Genomic DNA, 18537 nt, shown 5'->3' with positions numbered 1-18537 from the left:
TGAAAAAGCCCGCAGCTTTTTTCAGACGGCCTCCTAATATTTAAGGTACAATCCAGCCTTTGTTTTTCACGTTTCAGCCATGTCTAAGAAACCCAAACACGAATTAGAAAACAACAAGTTAAATAAACGCCTGCGCCATGCCGTGGGCGATGCCATCAACGATTTCAACATGATCGAGCAGGGCGACAAAATCATGGTCTGCTTGTCGGGCGGCAAAGATAGCTACGCCTTGCTGGACATTCTGCGCCAGTTGCAGGCCAGCGCGCCGGTCGATTTCGAGCTGATTGCCGTCAACCTCGACCAAAAGCAGCCCGGCTTTCCCGAACACGTTTTGCCCGAATACCTCGAAAGCATCGGCGTGCCGTACAAAATCATCGAAGAAGACACTTATTCCGTGGTCAAGCGCGTGATTGAAGAAGGCAAAACCACCTGTTCGCTGTGCAGCCGTTTGCGCCGCGGTGTGCTGTATCGCGTGGCCAAAGAGTTGGGCTGCACCAAAATCGCGCTCGGCCACCACCGCGACGACATTCTCGAAACCCTGTTTCTCAACATGTTTTACGGCGGCAAACTCAAAGCCATGCCACCCAAGCTGGTAAGCGACAACGGCGAGCACATCGTTATCCGCCCGCTGGCGTATGTGAAAGAAAAAGATTTGCAGCGTTATGCCGAGCTGAAGCAGTTTCCGATTATTCCGTGCAACCTGTGCGGCTCGCAGCCCAATCTGCAACGTCAGGTAATTAAGGAAATGCTGCAAGATTGGGACAAACGCTTCCCCGGCCGCATCGAATCCATGTTTTCCGCCCTGCAAAACGTCGTGCCTTCGCATTTGGCCGATACCGAACTTTTCGACTTTGCCGGTTTGGAACGCGGCCAAACTTTACGGCACGGCGGCGATTTGGCATTCGATAAAGAAACCGTGCCGCAACAGTTTTCAGACGGCTCTAAGCACGACGGCAGCGAAATCATGATCTCCCCCGAAGTGCCGGTTAAAAAAGTGATCAACATACTGGCCAGCAAACCGAAAAACTGAATGCAACGGTTATCAAACCGAATATTTTGCGGGGTATGCCTGTTTTCATACTTGGGCGCCCCCGATATGGATGATGCTTAATTAATATGGTCAATCAGCTTAACTTGCTACGGTAAGGCGCAGCAATGCCGCAGTAAAAGTCAAGTTGGTTGGCCATATCGCGTGTTTTGAACGAAAACACCACTTTCATCAAGACTTTAAACAGGCTCTTGGGGTACAATAAATCTGTTAACCGTCAATCCGAAAAACATTCATCGAAAACCAAACAGCCGATTATATGAGCAGAAAGCCGTTTAACGGTGTTTTCAGACGGCATCCGTCATTAACTTATAAAATTCTCACTCACAATAATTTTTATATTCCGGCGTATTGATTGCCGCATTTTTCGGAGCTGCCCGTGTTTTTCAGCACACATATTTTAAACGGAGAAACCTTATACGAGCGCGAAGCTCAATCGTGGGAAGAGTTTGAATACTGCTTGCGGCGTTTGAGAAAACGCCAGCAGGACTTTGCGGCGCTTACGGTTGAAGAGCGTTCCGCACTACTTTACGCCTTTGCCGACCGGCTCGAAGCCAACCGCGGCCGTTTGGCCGTGATGATTTGCGAAGAAGTCGGCCGCTGTTTGCGCGAATGCAAAGCCGAGTTGAACAAATCGGTTGAACTGGTGCGTTATTACGCGCGTAAAGCGCCTGAACTGCTGGCGCATAAAACTATTGCCACTCAGGCCAGTCTAAGCCAAGTGCGCTTCGAGCCTTTGGGCGTGGTTTTTGCCGTGATGCCGTGGAATTATCCGGTTTGGCAGATACTGCGTTTCGCTATTCCCGCCTTGTGCGCCGGCAATGCCTGCATGGTCAAACCCGCGCCGAGCGTGGGCAGGGTAACCGAAGCCCTGTTTGAAATCATCGGAGCCGATCTGCCGATGGATGTGGCATGGCTGGATCATGCCGAAGTGCGCCGCGCCGTTGCCTGCACCGATGCGCTGGCCTTTACCGGTTCTGCCGAAACGGGGCGGCGGTTGGCGGCTCAGGCCGGTTTGTATTTGAAGAAAACTGTGATGGAACTGGGCGGCAGCAATGCCTTCATCGTGATGTCGGATGCCGATTTGGCGCAAGCCGCCAAAGATGCGTGTTATTCTCGCTTTCGCGATGCCGGGCAATCGTGTAATGCCGCCAAGCGCATTATCGTTACCGAATCGGTAGCAGAAGAGTTTATCTCCTTGTTTATTGCCGAATGTGCCAAGCTGAAAACGGGTGATCCGATGGATCCCGATACCACATTGGCGCCGCTGCACCGCCGCGATTTGCGCGAACGCATCCATTCGCAGGTAATCGATGCGCTGGTGAACGGCGCAACCGTGCTTCAAGGCGGGCAGATACCGGAATGCAGCGAGCAGGGTTGGTTTTATCCCGCCACGGTGTTGGATCATGTAAACCACAACTGCCGTGTTTACCACGAAGAAGTATTCGGCCCGGTGGCCGTGATTATGCGGGCGTTGGGCGAAGAGCACGCTATTGCGCTGGCCAACGACAACCCCTACGGTTTGGGGGCCAGCATTTATTCGCAAGATCATGAAAAAGCGTGGGAATATGCAACCAAGCTGCAAACTGGCGCGGTGTATATCAACCGCCATACCAGCAGTGATCTGCATCTGCCTTTCGGCGGTGTGAAAGATTCGGGTTACGGCAGGGAATTGTCGGAATTCGGCATTTACGAATTTGTTAACGTGAAATCTTATTGGCAAAAATAATATGAAATCAATATGGCATACAGGGCTTAAAGCGTTGCTGCTGGCGGGTTTCCCGCTGGCCGCCGTCGCGCAGATGCAAGAACTGTATTTCAACCAGCAAGGGCAGATTACCGCGAATATGTCGTCGGTGGCGTATGTGCGCCAGTATGAAGTGAAAGACGGCATTGCCCAAGCACAAGATTTCTATTATCCCTCGATGAAGAAATACTCCGACCCCTACCAAGTGGCGGCGGGGCAAATCAAAAGTTTCGTGCCTGCACCCCATAACGGTGTGCTGACCTTGTGGCACTTCAACGGTCAAAAGAAAATGAGCGGCCGCTATAAAAACGGCAAGCCCGACGGTGTGTGGATAAACTGGTATCCCAACGGTAAAAAATCCGCCGTAATGCCTTATGTGGAAGGCCGCAGCGAAGGCACGGGGTCGCGTTATTACCGCAACGGCAACAAAGAAAGCGAAATCCAGTTTAAAGACAACAAAGCCAACGGTTATTGGAAGCAATGGTATGCCAACGGCCAGCCCAAAACAGAAATGATGATGGTGGAAGACAAACCCAACAGCATTGTCAGTTGGAACGAAAACGGCTTGCTGCTTACCGAAATCACGATGGAAGGCGGTAAGCGCAACGGCATTGTGCTGGATTGGCATCCCAACGGAGCGAAAAAATCAGAAGCGGTGTATTTGAACGGTTCTTTGATTAAAAAAACGGTGTGGGATGAAGACGGTTATGTGCTGTCGGATTGATCGGCAATAGACACAAAGGCTGCGGGCGGTATACCGGCAGCCTTTGTTTTTGCCTGAGACAAACAGAAAAATCGTTCCGGTTGCTGGAATGGTTTCCCGGAGAGCCGATGCAGGCTTCTGGCCGTCTGAAAATATTTGGGCGGAAACCGGCGCGAGTTTATTTGCGATATATAGCCGAGCCGCTCAAAGAATACATGCTTCGTAGTTTGGCTTGATTCGGGTATGGCCGCAAGGTTGCTGAAATTGAGCGGTTTAACGATATACCGGCGGCTGGTTCTTCAAAACCGATTCACAAACTAAGCGGCATGCCCTGATCGATCGAACGATCACTCTCTTTTCTTCTGATATAGCTCAAAAAAATGTCGATTTGTTTTCAGACGGCCTCATCGGGGGCTGAAGGCAGATTGAGCAGCATTTATTTGTAATATCTTGATTCTTTATTTCTTTATCTGATTTTTTCTTAAAGTAGCGGTCTGGTTTGCGTATTTCTTTCTAGTGGAGAAGAAATTCATCTTTCATTGCAAATCCAACTAAAAAACATTAAGATACAGTTATAAATAAATAAAAATTAATATCATAAACAAAGGTTGATTCAATCACGTTCAGGGTTTCCCGTCTTAAAGCTTAACTTTTTTACGAACACAAGAAAGTAGGCTTTTATGTCTGTTGTACCACTCTCCCAATTAGCTAAAGGCACTTGTGCCCATATTGAATCCATTGGCGAAAATCCCGTTTTCGGAGAATTAGACGCTTTGGTCAGCCGCCGTTTGGCCGACTTGGGCTTTTCCAACGGTATGCCGTTAATGGTTATGGCGGTCGGCGTGCTCGGAAAAGGGCCTTTCGCCGTGCGCTTGGGCAATCAATCGCAATTTGCTTTGCGTGCGCCCGAAGCGGCCAAAGTGATGTGCAGGGTCGTTACCGACCATTTCTGATGCCTTTGGCATCATTTCCCAATTTCAGAATGTTCAGACGGCCTCCTGCTTGAAAGGGTGTCGGACACGAATAATGAAAGGATCAAACATGAGCGCGCAAGCGTCGGCTTTAAGCTATTTTGCTTTGGTGGGTGCGCCGAATTGCGGTAAAACCGTATTGTTTAACGGCCTTACCGGTGCGCATGCCAAAGTAGCCAATTATCCGGGCGTAACGGTGGATAAACGTGAGGGTGTGTTTATCGACGATACGTCTGTTCATATTATCGACCTGCCGGGTACATACAGCCTGCGCACCACCAGCCCTGATGAAGCGGTGGCGCGCGATGTGGTGCTGGGTAAGCTCGGCCAGCAGCCCGATGCGATTATTGCGGTGGCGGATGCGACAAACCTGCGGATGACGTTGCGGATGATGCTGGAGCTGAAAACGCTCGGTCTGCCGATGGCCGTTTCGCTGAATTTGAGCGATGTGGCGCGTTCGCGCGGTTTGAAAATCGATGCCGATAAATTGAGCAAGTTGCTGGGCGTGCCGGTTTTGGAAACGGTGGCGGTCAGTAAAGAGGGCATTCGGGCCGTGCGCGAAGCGGTGGCGAAACTGCCGCGCAGCAGTGCCCACCCCATCAATGTGGAAGAAGCGGAGAACACCCTTAACCGGCTCGACAGTAACGAGCTTTATGCCCAAGTGGAAGATATTTTGCGGCAGGTAGTCAGCACGGAAATGAAGCTGCCGGAATGGCACCGCCGTTTGGATAATATCGTGCTGCACCCGATATGGGGTTTTGCCATTTTGCTGGTGATTCTGCTGCTGGTGTTCCAAGCCGTGTATTCGTGGTCAGAGCCTTTGATGGGGGCGATCGAAGAAGGCTTCGGCATACTCGGCGAATGGGTAACGACCGTGGTGCCGGCAGGTATTTTGCAGGATTTGCTGGTAAACGGTGTGATTGCCGGTATCGGCAGCGTGCTGGTGTTTCTGCCGCAAATTACCATTCTTTTTGCGTTTATTTTGTTGCTGGAAGATTCGGGTTATCTGCCCCGTGCCGCGTTTTTGCTTGATAACGTATTGTCGAAAACCGGGCTTTCGGGGCGTTCGTTTATTCCTTTGTTGTCGAGCTTTGCATGTGCCGTGCCTGCCGTTATGTCGGCGCGCACCATTCACGACCCGCGCGAACGGCTGATTACCATTATGATTGCGCCGATGCTCACTTGCTCCGCACGCCTGCCGATTTATGCGCTGATTATTGCGGCGGTCATACCCAACCGAACGGTAATGGGCGTGTTTAATCTGCAAGGGCTGACTTTATTCGGGCTTTATGTGGCCGGTATTGCTTCGGCGGCGGCAACCGCTTATGTGATGAAGTTTTTTGCGCGCAGCAAAGAGGGTATCAAGCAGTTTCCGCTGTTGATGGAACTGCCTACCTTCCGCATGCCTAATTTCAAGCATATTGTGATCAGCTTGTGGGATCGCGTGAAAGCGTTTTTAAAACGTGCCGGTACGATTATTTTTGCGTTGAGTGTGATACTGTGGGCATTGGTGAGCTTTCCTGCGCCGCCTGCCGGTGCAACGGGCGCGGCGATCGATTACAGCTTTGCAGGAACGATAGGCCATTTTATCGAGTCTTTGTTTGCACCTTTGGGCTTCACTTGGCAGATGTGTATCGCGATGATTCCGGGTATTGCCGCCCGCGAAGTGGTGGTGGCTGCTTTGGGTACGGTGTATGCCGTGGGTGCCGGTTCGGAAGATGCCGTGCAAAACGCGCTGATTCCGATTGTGCACAACAACTGGGGGCTGCCGACCGCTTTTGCGTTCTTGGCTTGGTATATTTACGCGCCGATGTGTATGGCCACATTGGCGGTAATCAAGCGTGAAACCAAATCGGCACGGAAAACCTTTATGATCACGGCGTATCTGTTCGGGCTTGCCTATGTGTTTGCTTTCGTTGTGTATCAGATTACTTCGAGGATAGTGTGATGGAGCAATACATGATTGTGGGTGCGATTGTGCTGCTGTGCACCCTGTATATTCTGAGGAAATTTGTGTTCAAGCCGAAAAACAGCGGTTCGGCCTGCGGCGGTTGCGACCGTTGCGGCGGCAATAAAGGCGGCGGTTGCCATTGATTATGGCGCAGGAATGGCGTGGGAGAGGGTTAATAAGGCAAAAACAGATAGGGCAAATAAACTTTGTTTGTGTTACGGCGTGCCGCTTTAGCAGCTTGTACCATCGTTTTCTTAAAGCTAAGGCACGGCAGCGCCGTAGTAAAAGTTAAGTTGATTGACTGTATTTGTTGTGCATTTGGCTTGAATACCGTCCGCACGTTGGTATCGCCATTTAAACAGTATCAGGCCGTCTGAAAGCATTGCTTTAACCAAACAATGCTTTCAGACGGCCTGATACTGCTGTTGGCGCGATTAAGATGCAAGGCTGCCGAAACGGCCGTTGTTAAAGTCGTTGATGGCTTCGCGGATTTCTTCCACGGTATTCATCACAAACGGGCCGTAGCCGACCACCGGCTCTTTAATCGGCACGCCGGAGAGCAACAATATTTTCACTTCTTCGTTGCCTGCGGCGATATGCACTTCACCGCCGCCGTTTTCAAAGCCGACCAATTGGCCTGCACCGGCACTGTCTTTGCCGTTAAACACTGCTTGACCGCGCAGCACAACCATAGAAAGGCTGTGTGCGGCGGGGATGGTTATTGCAGCTTCTTTACCGGGGCGGATAACCACGTCCCATACGTTCATTTCGGTGTGGGTATCGGCCGCACCTTTGATGTTTCCGTGTTCGCCTGCAATCAAACGCAGATGGCCGGCACCGTCGGGCAGCTCCACTACGGGAATGTTCTCTTTAGCGAGATGTTGGTAGCGCGGCGGTGTGTTTTTGTCTTTTGACGGCAGGTTTACCCACAGTTGCACCATCTCGAAAAGGCCGCCCGCTTTGCTGAATGCTTCGGAATGGAACTCTTCGTGAATGATGCCGGCACCGGCGGTCATCCATTGTACGTCGCCTTCTTTAATCACGCCGCCTCCACCTGTTGAATCGCGGTGTGCCACTTCGCCGTGATAAGCGATGGTAACGGTTTCAAAGCCTTTGTGCGGGTGTTGGCCGACACCGCGGGGGCTGCGTGCTTCGTTGGGCGCGAATGTGTAAGGTGCGGCGTAGTCGAGCATCAAAAACGGGTCGGTGCCGCGGTCGGCATCCATGTGTGAAAACAGGGGTTGAACCAAAAAGCCGTCTCCAACCCAGTGTTGGCTGTTGGCGCGGTAGATTTGTCGCACGTTTCTCATGGTGTTTCCTTTCGTTATTTTAATTTTTAATAATGTGTGTTTGCTCGTGTTATAGTAAATCAAATTATTTTTAATGCAAGGCAGCAAGCCGCAGACAGTACAGGTAGTACGGAACCGATTCTGTTGCCGCTTCAGCGGCTTACACAATCGTTCTCTTTGAGCTAAGGCGCAGCAGCGCCGCAGTAAAACAAGTTGATTGACTTTAGTGCATTTGCTGCATACCCGCGGCTTGAGCTTCCCTTAATTTGACAGGGGTAACGTCGGTGCCTTCGGGGTCAACCACGGTTACGGTGGAGAGCATATTGTTGATTTGTCCGCACACTTGGCGGATGTAGGCTTGGCGCAAAACATCGCGTTCGGCGGTTTCGGCTTCGCTCAGGCCTACGGTTTTGGCTTTGCGGGCCAGCTCGTTGATACGGTCTAATTCTGCAATACGCATGATGTGCTCCTTGTGTGGTTGAGGCCGTCTGAAATCCGGTTTGCCGTTTTTCAGACGGCCTCTTCGGTTATTTGTCGATTGCCCGTTATTTTTTACTGGGCTTTTTGTATCGTTAGGCGTATTATACGCAGTACAAATTTTTATACAAGTACGCACATTTTTTATACTGTAAACAATACAGCAACAGAGTGGAATATGAACAGCTATCACGAATTAAACGGTAACTGCTGCCCGGTCAGCACCACGCTCGATATCATCGGCGGAAAGTGGAAAGTTTTGATTTTGCATCATTTAAATACGGAAACCCGCCGTTTCAACGAATTGCAGAAGCTGATGCCCGCCGTAACCCAGCGCATGTTAACCCTGCAACTGCGCGAACTGGAAGGCGACGGTATCGTTCATCGCGAAGTGTATCCGCAGGTGCCGCCCAAAGTGGAATATTCGCTGACCGAATTCGGGTTGACCTTGATGCCGGTAATCGAAGCCATGCACCGTTGGGGTACGGAATATGCGCTGGAGTGCGCGAAACACAAGGTGCAGAAAAGCTGACGGCAGGTGGATTGACACTTTTATAAGTATAAGCATCGGCGGATGCGGATATAGTTCAAGGTGTCAAGGCGCAGCGGGTGCAGAGTGATCAAACGAGCGGGTAGGGCGCAAAGCGGCCATGTACCGCAGGCGGTAAATTTGCAAAGTTTTCTTGTTTGAAAAATTAAAACCGCCGGCAAAAGTCGGAAATTTATGCGACTTTTGCGGGCGGTTTGAGTTTCAGACGGCCTGATGCCGTTTAACGCTTGTTTATTTAGCTTGGGCGTTCCAGCGCTCGATCGATTCTTTAATCACTTCTTTGGCTTCGGCCACGTCACCCCAGTGTTCCACGGTGGTGGAGCCGGGTTTTTTCAGGGCTTTGTATTGGTTGAAGTGGAATTCGATTTGTTGGATCAACTGCTTGGGCAAATCGGCCAAACTGTTGTAGGCGTTGCCGTTGTTACGGTCGTCGGCGGGTACGCACACGATTTTGTCGTCCACTTCGCCGTCGTCCACAAACTTCATCACGCCGATGATTTTGGCTTCCAAAAATACGCCGGTAGCCAAAGGCTGTTCGGTAATCAGCAATACGTCAAGCTCGTCGCCGTCTTCATCAAGGGTTTGCGGGATGAAACCGTAGTTGGTGGGTTTGGCGAAAATGGCGGGTTCTACGCGGTCGAGTTGGAAGGCGGCCATTTTGCGGTTCCATTCGATTTTGTGGTTGCTGCCTGCGGGAATTTCGTTCACTACGTTGATGATGCCGCCGTCAACGTCGCCGGGGGTGAGAATCTGATTAAAATCAGCCATGATGAATCCTTGTTTCGAGATGGTTTTTAAACGGGTGCGAGTATAACATAAGCTGCATGGAGAGGCCGTCTGAAAGCTCACTTTCAGACGGCCTCGGTTATTGCGCAATCAAACGTGGAAGCTCTCGCCGCAACCGCATTCGTCTTTCACATTGGGGTTTTGGAACTTAAAGCCTTCCTGCAAGCCTTCTTTGGTGTAGTCCAGTTCGGTGCCGTCGAGATACACATGGCTTTTGGGGTCGACAAACACTTTCACGCCGTAGCCTTCAAACACCAAATCTTCGGGCTGGATATCGTCAACAAATTCCAAAGTGTAAGCCATGCCCGAACAGCCGCTGGTTTTCACGCCCAAGCGGATGCCTTCGCCTTTGCCGCGTTTGGTGAGAAAGTTTTGGATATGGTTGGCGGCTTTTTCGGTTAATGTAATCATCGTCTTAATCCTTTACGCTTACTATGCGGGTGTCTTGTCATTCCGTAGGGTGGGCATCCCTGCCCGCCGTTGCATAACGAGTAAAATGTTATACGGTAAAAATTATTCATTTCCCCAAGCGGCGGGCGGGATGCCTGCCCTACGGTTTTTCAGACGGCCTTTATGAACTTTGAGGCCGTCTGAAAATTAATTTTGCGCTTTAGCCCATTCTACCGCTGCAACAATGGCCGCTTTGGCTTGCGGGCTGTTTTTCCAGCAGGTTGAACCGGTTAACGCCGCGCCTTGCTGCAAAATATCGTCCACATCTGCCGCGGCGAGTTTGGCGGTATCGTCCAAGCCCATTTGCTGCAAGCGTTGCAAAACGGTTTTGCCTACACCTTTTTGTGCCAGCAGAGATTGCTGTTGTTCGGGAGTAAAGGGCATGCGATCACCTTGTTTTCAAATGAGTTTGTGTGTTGAGACGGCCTTTAATTGGCTGTCTTTGCTGTTGAAGCGCGGTTACAAGTAGTGCCAAACCTGCAGGGCAGAAATGATCCCAGTAGCGCAAATACCGAGCGTTGCCGTTACATGCCTGTTTTCCATACCTGCCGCAACCATCTCATTTTGTTTAACGGGATGACATGAACCATACAATTGCGGCAGCTAAAGTGGACAGTATTATAGTCATTCGCGCACCTTTGCCCGTATTCAACCCGTCAAACATAATACCCGCTATTGAAAAAACAAACATGTAGGCGAGAATAGCTTTGAAGTATGAACTCATCATTTGCTCCTGAAACTTTTTTCACAACGCAGCGGTGATATGCATCATTTTCAATAACGCTCACATCTTCAAAATAGGCCAAACCTGTTGTTTGTCGGCTTCTTCCTGGCAGGCAATACATAGTTGCACGCCTAGCAAGGCTTGGCGGCGGGCTTCGGGAATCGGTTCGACGCATTCGGCACATTCGCGGGCACTTTTACCCGCAGGAAGATGTTACCGAACCAAAGCCAGCGCATCTTCCAGCGAGGTCTCGATTTGCTCTTGCTCCGCGCCATCCGGCGCCCAACCGCCGCCATGTTGCTTCAGCCTTATTCCGCGCCGTGTTTCTTTTTGTAGTCCGAAACAGCGGCTTTAATCGCGTCTTCGGCCAAAATCGAGCAGTGTACTTTCACCGGCGGCAGTTCCAATTCTTCGGCGATGGCACTGTTTTTAATCGCCAAAGCTTCATCAAGGCTTTTGCCTTTTACCCATTCGGTAATCAATGAAGAAGAAGCAATGGCCGAGCCGCAGCCGTAGGTTTTGAACTTGGCATCTTCAATCACGCCTTCGTCGTTCACTTTGATTTGCAGTTTCATCACGTCGCCGCAGGCAGGCGCGCCCACCATGCCGGTGCCGACCGATTCGTCGTTTTTGTCGAACGAGCCGACGTTGCGGGGGTTTTCGTAATGATCAATCACTTTATCGCTGTATGCCATGATGTGGGTTCCTTGTGTATATATTGGGTTATTCGGTTTATTTAAGGCCGTCTGAAAAGAATTTCAAGACAAATTAAGTTTTTGTTTTAAAAAATATAGTATGTAGTTAGTGATGGCTTTTGCGCGTTATTTCGTCCAGTCTTCCACCGATAAATCAGCAATCTGTTGGAAAGCGGCATCGTTGCTGACCAACACTGCGCTTACGGCGGAAGCATGGGCGGCAATCATCATATCTAAAGATGCCAGATTTTTACCCGACTGCTCTGTCTGCGCTTTAAATTTTCCGTAATGCGTGCTTGCTTGTTCGTCGAACGGCAATACGCTTATACGCAATAAAAGTTCATGCACGGCACGATGCAGCTTGGCCGCATCAGGTTTTTTTGCCAAGCCGTACATCAATTCGGCATGAGTAACCGCCGAAATATGTAGATCAGACATCGGCACGCTTTGCAATTTTGCCATCACATTCGGTTGCCGGCGCAGGATATGGCTCACAATGTTGGTATCCAAAAGGTAGCGCATGTTTTATTCCTGCCAGTCTGCAAACGGATCGCGTTGCTGTATGGAGGTATCGCGTTCAATGGTATCGCTTTCGTCAAGCTCCGATGCTGCGGCGATAAAACCCTGCCAGTCGCTCGGACGTTGCGACAAAATCACATCGCCCGTGGCTTCATCTCGGCGGATATACACTTCATCACCCGCAAATCGGAATGCTGCAGGCAGCCGTACTGCTTGGCTGCGGCCGTTTTGAAAAAGTTTGGCGGTTTGCATGGCGGTTTCCTTATTATATATATTGGGTAGGGATAATTTCAGTGTAAGGGTTTAATTGGTATTTATCAAGGTATATATCTTTTGATTTCAGACGGCCTCATAAACATCAATCTTAATGCTCTGCCCACTCAACCGTATTCAAATCAATCCCTTCTTTAAACATTTCCCACAGCGGTGAAAGTTCGCGCAGTTTGCCGATTTTGGATTTAATCAGTTCGGCGGCGAAAGCCACTTCTTCTTCGGTGGTCATGCGGCCGAAGGTGATGCGCAGGGAAGAGTGTGCCAGTTCGTCGTTGCGGCCTAACGCGCGCAGAACGTAGCTGGGTTCCAGCGAGGCAGAGGTACAGGCGGAGCCGCTGGATACGGCGAGTTCTTTTACGGCCATGATCAGGCTTTCGCCTTCGACGAAGTTGAAGCTCACATTAAGGTTGGTGGCGACGCGCTGTTCCAAATCGCCGTTGATATACACTTCTTCAATGCCTTCGATGCCTTTGAGGAAGATGTCGCGCAGCTTGAGAGCGTGGGCGATGTCTTGTTCCAATTCTTCACGCGCCAAGCGGAAGGCTTCGCCCATGCCGACGATTTGGTGGGTGGGCAGGGTGCCGGAGCGGAAGCCGCGTTCGTGGCCGCCGCCGTGGATTTGGGCTTCGAGACGCACGCGGGGTTTGCGGCGTACATATAATGCGCCGATGCCTTTGGGGCCGTAGATTTTGTGGGCGGACATGGAGAGCAGGTCGACTTTGGCGGCTTCTACGTCCACAGGGGTTTTTCCGCAGGCTTGGGCGGCATCTACATGGAAGATGATTTTGTTTTCGCGGCAGATTTCGCCGATAGCGGGAATGTCTTGAATCACGCCGATTTCGTTGTTGACCCACATCACAGAAATAAGGATGGTGTCGGGGCGGATGGCGGCTTTGAGTTCTTCCAAATCAATCAGGCCGTTTTCCTGCACGCCGAGGTAGGTTACTTCAAAGCCTTGGCGTTCGAGTTCGCGCATGGTATCCAAAACGGCTTTGTGCTCGGTTTTGACGGTGATCAGGTGTTTGCCTTTGGTTTTGTAGAAGTGCGCCGCGCCTTTGATGGCAAGGTTGTTCGATTCGGTGGCACCGCTGGTAAACACGATTTCTTTGGAATCGGCGTTAATCAGTTTGGCAATTTCGAGGCGGGCATTTTCTACGGCATCTTCTGCCACCCAGCCGAAGCTGTGGCTGTTGGAAGCGGGGTTGCCGAAGGTTTCGGTTAAGTAGGGAATCATTTTTTCGGCCACGCGTTTGTCAACGGGGGTGGTGGCGGCGTAGTCGAGATAAATGGGGGTATGAACGGTCATGGTTTGGTCTCTTTCGTTTTTATATTTCGGTATCTTTAGTGGATGTGGGTGAAGGTAACGACTTTGCCGTTGCTTTCGTTTTTCTGGTCGACAATGTTTTGCAGGGTTACGCTGCTTAGGTAGTCGTGAATGGTTTTGTTCAGGCTTTCCCACAATTCGTGGGTTAAGCAGGCGGTGCCGTTGTTGCAGTTGGCTTTGCTGCTACACTGCGTGGCATCGAGTTTGTCTTCGGCTGCGGCGATAATTTGGGCAATGTTGATTTCCTTCGCCGGCGCAGCCAAGATATAACCGCCGCCGGGGCCGCGCAGGCTTTCTACCAAACGGGCGCGGCGCAGTTTGCTGAACAGCTGCTCCAAATAGGATAGGGATATGTTTTGCCGCTCGCTGATGGCGCTGAGTTTGACTGCGCCGTTTTGCGCGTTCATCGCCAAATCAATCATAGCGGTAACGGCAAACCGGCCTTTGGTGGTTAATCGCATGATGGTGTTGGTGGTTTGTATTGTTATATTGGTGGGGGATTGTCTAATATCTGAGTGTTTTGGTCAAGTATCTGCCGGCAGGCATTGTTTGTTTTTATTGCAGCCATAAAATTTTTCAGACGGCCTCTAAAAGCGGCTTTTAGAACAAAACACTGCCTGAAAAAGGCATAAAAGCGTTTGCAATAAACAAAGGCTTGGTATAGATTGATAAGGATTATCAGATAGCCATGTAGAAGCCGTCTGAAAAAATGTTTTACAGCCAACACTATTCAATCAAGGTGGATTCAGTATGAAACGCGATTTGAGCAAAATGACCTGTATCGAAGATTTGCGCCGTGTGGCGCAGCGCAAAGTGCCGAAAATGTTTTACGATTATGCCGATTCCGGTTCGTGGACTGAAACAACTTATCGAGAAAATACCACCGATTTCAAAGACATCAAATTCCGTCAGCGCGTGCTGGTTAATATGGAAGGCCGCAGCTTGGCAACCAAAATGATCGGCCACGATGTGAAAATGCCTGTGGCGATTGCGCCTACCGGCTTTACCGGCATGCAGCATGCCGACGGCGAAATTTTAGCGGCGCGTGCGGCGGAAAAGTTCGGTATTCCGTTTTCTTTGTCTACGATGTCTATCTGCTCGATTGAAGACGTGGCCGAAAATACCAGTGCGCCTTTTTGGTTTCAACTTTATGTGATGCGCGACCGCGAGTTTATGGAAAACCTGATCAAGCGTGCACAGGCGGCGAAGTGTTCCGCTTTGATTCTGACTGCCGACTTGCAGGTTTTGGGCCAACGCCACAAAGATATTAAAAACGGCTTGTCTGCGCCGCCTAAGCCGACTTTGGCTAATTTGATCAATTTGGCCACCAAGCCTGAATGGTGTATGAAAATGCTCAACACCGAGCGCCGCACCTTCCGCAATATTGTCGGTCATGCGAAAAACGTGGGCGATTTGTCTTCGTTGTCTTCTTGGACTTCGGAACAGTTCGACCCGCGTTTGAGCTGGGATGATGTAGCCCGCATTAAAGATTTGTGGGGCGGTAAGCTGATTATCAAAGGCATTATGGAGCCTGAAGATGCCGAACTGGCGGTGAAGAGCGGTGCGGATGCGTTGGTGGTGTCCAACCACGGCGGCCGCCAGCTCGACGATACGGTTTCATCGATTAAAGCGTTGCCGGATATTGTCAGCGCAGTAGGCAGCGACATTGAAGTATGGCTCGACAGCGGTATCCGCAGCGGTCAGGACATTCTCAAGGCTTGGGCATTGGGCGCGCGCGGCACAATGATCGGCCGTGCGTTTCTATACGGTTTGGGCGCATACGGTGAAGAAGGCGTTACCCGCGCACTTGAAATTCTGTATAAAGAAATGGATGTTTCTATGGCGTTTACCGGACACCGCGATATTCACAACGTAACCAAAGATATTCTGGTTAAGGGTACTTATCCCGAAGCCAAATAAGCGGCAAGGTTCAAACAGGCCGTCTGAAAAGCCTTTTTCAGACGGCCTGTTTATGTGTGCGGAAAGGGGTAAAAACAGACTGCATTAATTGTTGTTTTATGTTAAAGTCTGATTTTAACCACGCGGCAGTTTGGGCTGCCGGAAAAAGGCTGTTTGAATTTAAAATCAGGTAACACAAGCAGAAATGCTGTCGGAACACGCTCAAGTATTCTGCCCGATTTTAAGCTTAAACAGCCTTCATCATGTTTACGGAAAGAGTTTCATGCAGTCTTGGCAGCTACCCGAACACATCGCCGACATCTTGCCTTCGACCGCGCGCCAGCTCGAAAGTGCGCGGGAAAAGTTGTTGGCTTTATTCCGTGTACACGGATATGAATTGGTGCATCCGCCCCTGATGGAATACAGCCACTCTCTGCTTACCCGTATCGACGCGGGGTTGTCGCTGAAAACCATCCGCGTCGTCGATCAACTCAGCGGCAGGCAGCTCGGCATCCGTGCCGACATCACGCCGCAGGTGGCGCGTATCGATGCCCATCTTTTGTCGGCCAACAACGGCATTAACCGTTTGTGTTACGCAGGCTCGGTGCTGCATGCCCGTCCGGACGGTTTTTTGAACACCCGCGAGCCTTTGCAGGTGGGAGCGGAACTCTACGGCTTTGCCGGAGTGGCCGCCGATATCGAATTGATTGATTTGATGCTGAAAAGCGTTTCGGTTGCCGAGTTTGGCGAGATTCTGCTTTCGCTCGGGCATATCGGCGTGTTTCGTGCGCTGGCGGAGGCGGCCGGTTTGAGTGAGCAGCAGTCGGAACAGCTGTTGGCCTTGATGCAGGATAAAGATGCCGCAGCCGTGCGCGCTCAGGTTGATGGCTGGCAGCTTGACGGAATGTGGGCCAAAGCCTTTGCCTTGCTGCCCACACTGTATGGCGGGCGTGAAGTATTGCAGGAAGCGCGTAACCGTTTGCCCGATTTGTTTGCGGTCGGCAAAGCATTAGACGAATTGCAGGCCGTTTGCGATGCCTTCCCCGGCCGGCAAATCCATATCGATTTGGCCGAATTGCGGGTAGACAATTATCACACCGGTTTGCTGTATGCCGCATACGGCAGCGACTGTCACGATGCCGTTGCACGCGGCGGGCGTTACGACGGTTTGGGTCAATATTTCGGCCGCGCCCGTCCTGCCACGGGTTTCAGCTTTGATTTGCGGATGTTTATCGGGCGCTTGCCGCAGAGCGAGCAAACGCAGTTTATCGCCGTGGCGCATCAGGATATGGCCGAGGCGTGCAGTGCAGTTGAGCAACTACGCGCCGAAGGCTATTGCGTGGTGGTCGATTACGGTGTCGAGCACAATGGCACGAAGAATACGACGCGCCGTCTGAAAAAACAGGACGGCGAATGGAAAGTTATTGAAACAGAAATGGAACAGGTTTGAGTTATGGCTAAAAACGTAGTGGTTATCGGCGCACAATGGGGCGACGAAGGCAAAGGTAAAATCGTAGACTGGCTGGCCGAAGAAACTTCGGGCGTGGTGCGTTTTCAGGGCGGACACAATGCAGGTCATACGCTGGTTGTCGGCGGTAAAAAAACCATTCTGCGTCTGATTCCGAGCGGTATTTTGCACGAAAAACTGGAATGCTTTATCGGCTCGGGCGTAGTGGTCAGCCCCGAAGCCTTGCTGGGTGAAATTGACGAACTGAATGCGGCAGGCGTAAAAAACGTAGAAGGCCGTCTGAAAATCGCCCCTACCGCCACCTTGATTCTGCCTTACCACATCGCGCTTGACCAAGCCCGCGAAGCCTCGCGCGGCAGCGGTAAAATCGGCACAACCGGCCGCGGTATCGGCCCTGCTTACGAAGACAAAGTCGCCCGCCGCGCCATCCGCATGGTTGACCTGTTCGACATCGAAAAACTGAAAACCAAATTGCAGGCCAATATCGAATACTACAATATTCAGTTGCAGCACCTGCATAAAGCCGAGCCGGTAAAATTTGAAGACGTGCTGGCAGTGGTTGAAAAATTCTCAAGCCGAATCAAACCTATGATCAGCGATGTATCGCGCACCTTGTATGAAAAAAACCAAAAAGGCGAAAAACTGCTGTTTGAGGGCGCACAAGGCACTTTGTTGGATATTGATTACGGTACCTATCCGTTTGTTACCTCTTCCAACTGCTTGGCCGGAGCCGCTTCCGCCGGAGCCGGTGTGCCGCCGCAAATGTTGAATTATGTGTTGGGTATCGTGAAAGCCTACACCACCCGTGTCGGCTCAGGCCCGTTCCCCACCGAACTGTTCGACGACATCGGCGCAGGATTGGCCGAGCGCGGCCATGAATTCGGCTCGGTAACCGGCCGTGCCCGCCGCTGCGGTTGGTTCGATGCCGCCGCTCTGAAGCGCTCCATTCAAGTGAACGGTATTTCCGGCATGTGTATCACCAAACTGGATGTGATGGACGGCATTGAAGAAATCAAAATCTGTACCGGCTACCAACTGCCTGACGGCAGCAAAACCGACATCCTGCCTTTCGGCGCAGATGCCGTAGCGGGTTGTACGCCGATTTACGAAACCATGCCGGGTTGGACGGAATCCACTTTCGGCGTGAAAGCGTTCGACAAATTGCCCGCCAATGCCAAAGCGTATTTGAAACGCATCGAAGAAGTGTGCGGCGCGCCGGTAGCGATTGTTTCCACCGGCCCCGACCGTGAAGAAACTATTGTGTTGCAGCATCCGTTTGCTTGATTTTTTCGCCTTTAATGCGCCCCGTTCGGCTGTACGTCTGATACGGGGCAGGGCGCTGCTCCAATCAGGCAAAGGGCATTTGTGATTGGCTTTGGAGATTTTATAGATCAGGTAACAGGGTAAACGCCGAATGTAAGAGTTTTTCTTTTGTTTGATATAGTTTATTGCGTATCAATCAGTCAATATTTGTAGCTGTAAGCCGCATTACTCCGCATCTGGTATCTTTAACTTATAGATAACTCAATTACTTTAGGGGCTGAAGTAGATTAGCCCTAAACACCACACCAAAGCCGCAAAGTTTTTAACTGCTGCTTTGGTGTCCCGAAGTTAAAACGAAACTCACATTCTTTCAAGAACAGAGGAAAAGATTTTCGGTCGA

General features: G+C 50.9%; 20 protein-coding genes and 2 pseudogenes. 10 read left to right on the top strand and 12 right to left on the bottom strand.

Going from position 1 to position 18537, the window contains the following annotated elements; translation table 11 throughout:
* Positions 1 to 79 precede the first annotated feature (79 nt).
* The 6 genes from ttcA (at position 80) to AKG43_RS12465 (ending at position 6563) form a co-directional block, all read left to right on the top strand.
* Complete coding sequence (gene ttcA, locus AKG43_RS09405) at positions 80 to 1030, top strand: tRNA 2-thiocytidine(32) synthetase TtcA (RefSeq protein WP_054600310.1); 951 nt, start codon at positions 80 to 82, stop codon at positions 1028 to 1030.
* Positions 1031 to 1427: 397 nt separating this feature from the next.
* Positions 1428 to 2777 carry an aldehyde dehydrogenase family protein gene (locus AKG43_RS09400; protein ID WP_054600328.1) on the top strand — a complete coding sequence of 450 codons (1350 nt, stop codon included), beginning with the start codon at positions 1428 to 1430 and terminating at the stop codon, positions 2775 to 2777.
* A gap of 1 nt (position 2778) precedes the next feature.
* Complete coding sequence (locus AKG43_RS09395) at positions 2779 to 3519, top strand: toxin-antitoxin system YwqK family antitoxin (protein ID WP_054600309.1); 741 nt, start codon at positions 2779 to 2781, stop codon at positions 3517 to 3519.
* A 659-nt stretch (positions 3520 to 4178) separates the two neighbouring features.
* Positions 4179 to 4451 carry a FeoA family protein gene (locus tag AKG43_RS09390; protein ID WP_054600308.1) on the top strand — a complete coding sequence of 91 codons (273 nt, stop codon included), beginning with the start codon at positions 4179 to 4181 and terminating at the stop codon, positions 4449 to 4451.
* 88 nt (positions 4452 to 4539) lie between these two features.
* A complete protein-coding gene (locus tag AKG43_RS09385; protein WP_054600307.1) occupies positions 4540 to 6417 on the top strand; it encodes a ferrous iron transporter B in 1878 nt (625 codons plus the stop codon).
* Entirely contained in the window at positions 6417 to 6563 is a 147-nt protein-coding gene (locus AKG43_RS12465; protein WP_082403052.1) for a FeoB-associated Cys-rich membrane protein, read from the top strand. Before AKG43_RS09385 ends, AKG43_RS12465 begins: the two co-directional genes overlap by 1 nt.
* 291 nt (positions 6564 to 6854) lie before the next feature.
* Here the strand turns inward: AKG43_RS12465 and AKG43_RS09380 are convergent, their stop codons facing one another.
* Positions 6855 to 7730, bottom strand: coding sequence for a pirin family protein (locus AKG43_RS09380; RefSeq protein ID WP_082403051.1), 876 nt, complete (start codon positions 7728 to 7730; stop codon positions 6855 to 6857).
* Between the two features lie 202 nt (positions 7731 to 7932).
* Positions 7933 to 8169 carry a DUF896 domain-containing protein gene (locus tag AKG43_RS09375; RefSeq protein ID WP_054600306.1) on the bottom strand — a complete coding sequence of 79 codons (237 nt, stop codon included), beginning with the start codon at positions 8167 to 8169 and terminating at the stop codon, positions 7933 to 7935.
* A gap of 195 nt (positions 8170 to 8364) precedes the next feature.
* Between AKG43_RS09375 and AKG43_RS09370 the strand changes: the two genes are divergently transcribed.
* A complete protein-coding gene (locus tag AKG43_RS09370; RefSeq protein ID WP_054600305.1) occupies positions 8365 to 8718 on the top strand; it encodes a helix-turn-helix domain-containing protein in 354 nt (117 codons plus the stop codon).
* Positions 8719 to 8967: 249 nt separating this feature from the next.
* Here AKG43_RS09370 and AKG43_RS09365 read toward each other — a convergent pair whose 3' ends face one another.
* The 9 genes and pseudogenes from AKG43_RS09365 to iscR form a co-directional block, all read right to left on the bottom strand.
* Positions 8968 to 9504, bottom strand: a complete 537-nt coding sequence (locus AKG43_RS09365; RefSeq protein WP_054600304.1) for an inorganic diphosphatase — start codon at positions 9502 to 9504, stop codon at positions 8968 to 8970.
* A gap of 108 nt (positions 9505 to 9612) precedes the next feature.
* On the bottom strand, positions 9613 to 9933 hold the full coding sequence (gene iscA / locus AKG43_RS09360) for an iron-sulfur cluster assembly protein IscA (protein WP_054600303.1): 321 nt from the start codon (positions 9931 to 9933) through the stop codon (positions 9613 to 9615).
* Between the two features lie 186 nt (positions 9934 to 10119).
* Positions 10120 to 10356, bottom strand: a complete 237-nt coding sequence (locus AKG43_RS09355) for a hypothetical protein (protein ID WP_054600302.1) — start codon at positions 10354 to 10356, stop codon at positions 10120 to 10122.
* Positions 10357 to 10756: 400 nt separating this feature from the next.
* Positions 10757 to 10873 (bottom strand): annotated as a pseudogene (locus AKG43_RS12460) (TraR/DksA C4-type zinc finger protein); the annotation flags it as partial.
* Between the two features lie 131 nt (positions 10874 to 11004).
* Positions 11005 to 11391, bottom strand: a complete 387-nt coding sequence (gene iscU, locus AKG43_RS09350) for a Fe-S cluster assembly scaffold IscU (RefSeq protein ID WP_054600301.1) — start codon at positions 11389 to 11391, stop codon at positions 11005 to 11007.
* Between the two features lie 126 nt (positions 11392 to 11517).
* Positions 11518 to 11913, bottom strand: a complete 396-nt coding sequence (locus tag AKG43_RS09345) for a type II toxin-antitoxin system VapC family toxin (RefSeq protein ID WP_054600300.1) — start codon at positions 11911 to 11913, stop codon at positions 11518 to 11520.
* 3 nt (positions 11914 to 11916) lie between these two features.
* Entirely contained in the window at positions 11917 to 12162 is a 246-nt protein-coding gene (locus AKG43_RS09340) for an antitoxin (protein ID WP_054600299.1), read from the bottom strand.
* A gap of 112 nt (positions 12163 to 12274) precedes the next feature.
* On the bottom strand, positions 12275 to 13489 hold the full coding sequence (locus tag AKG43_RS09335; RefSeq protein ID WP_054600298.1) for an IscS subfamily cysteine desulfurase: 1215 nt from the start codon (positions 13487 to 13489) through the stop codon (positions 12275 to 12277).
* Between the two features lie 35 nt (positions 13490 to 13524).
* Positions 13525 to 13968: a Fe-S cluster assembly transcriptional regulator IscR gene (gene iscR, locus AKG43_RS09330; protein WP_054600297.1), complete on the bottom strand. Its 444-nt coding sequence runs from the start codon at positions 13966 to 13968 to the stop codon at positions 13525 to 13527.
* A 289-nt stretch (positions 13969 to 14257) separates the two neighbouring features.
* On the opposite strand from iscR, the gene AKG43_RS09325 reads away from it, so the two are divergent.
* From AKG43_RS09325 to AKG43_RS09315, 3 genes are all read left to right on the top strand, one after another.
* On the top strand, positions 14258 to 15427 hold the full coding sequence (locus AKG43_RS09325) for an alpha-hydroxy acid oxidase (protein ID WP_054600296.1): 1170 nt from the start codon (positions 14258 to 14260) through the stop codon (positions 15425 to 15427).
* 262 nt (positions 15428 to 15689) lie between these two features.
* On the top strand, positions 15690 to 16856 hold the full coding sequence (locus tag AKG43_RS09320) for an ATP phosphoribosyltransferase regulatory subunit (RefSeq protein ID WP_054600295.1): 1167 nt from the start codon (positions 15690 to 15692) through the stop codon (positions 16854 to 16856).
* Between the two features lie 3 nt (positions 16857 to 16859).
* Positions 16860 to 18158 carry an adenylosuccinate synthase gene (locus AKG43_RS09315; protein ID WP_054600294.1) on the top strand — a complete coding sequence of 433 codons (1299 nt, stop codon included), beginning with the start codon at positions 16860 to 16862 and terminating at the stop codon, positions 18156 to 18158.
* A gap of 272 nt (positions 18159 to 18430) precedes the next feature.
* Here the strand turns inward: AKG43_RS09315 and AKG43_RS12825 are convergent.
* Positions 18431 to 18537, bottom strand: a pseudogene (locus AKG43_RS12825) (IS1595 family transposase); the annotation flags it as partial.

The organism is Neisseria sp. 74A18, assembly GCF_001308005.1.
Taxonomy (GTDB): domain Bacteria; phylum Pseudomonadota; class Gammaproteobacteria; order Burkholderiales; family Neisseriaceae; genus Neisseria; species Neisseria dumasiana.
Note: the sequence above shows the minus strand (reverse complement) of the source record. Positions and strands in the feature narration are given on the sequence as shown.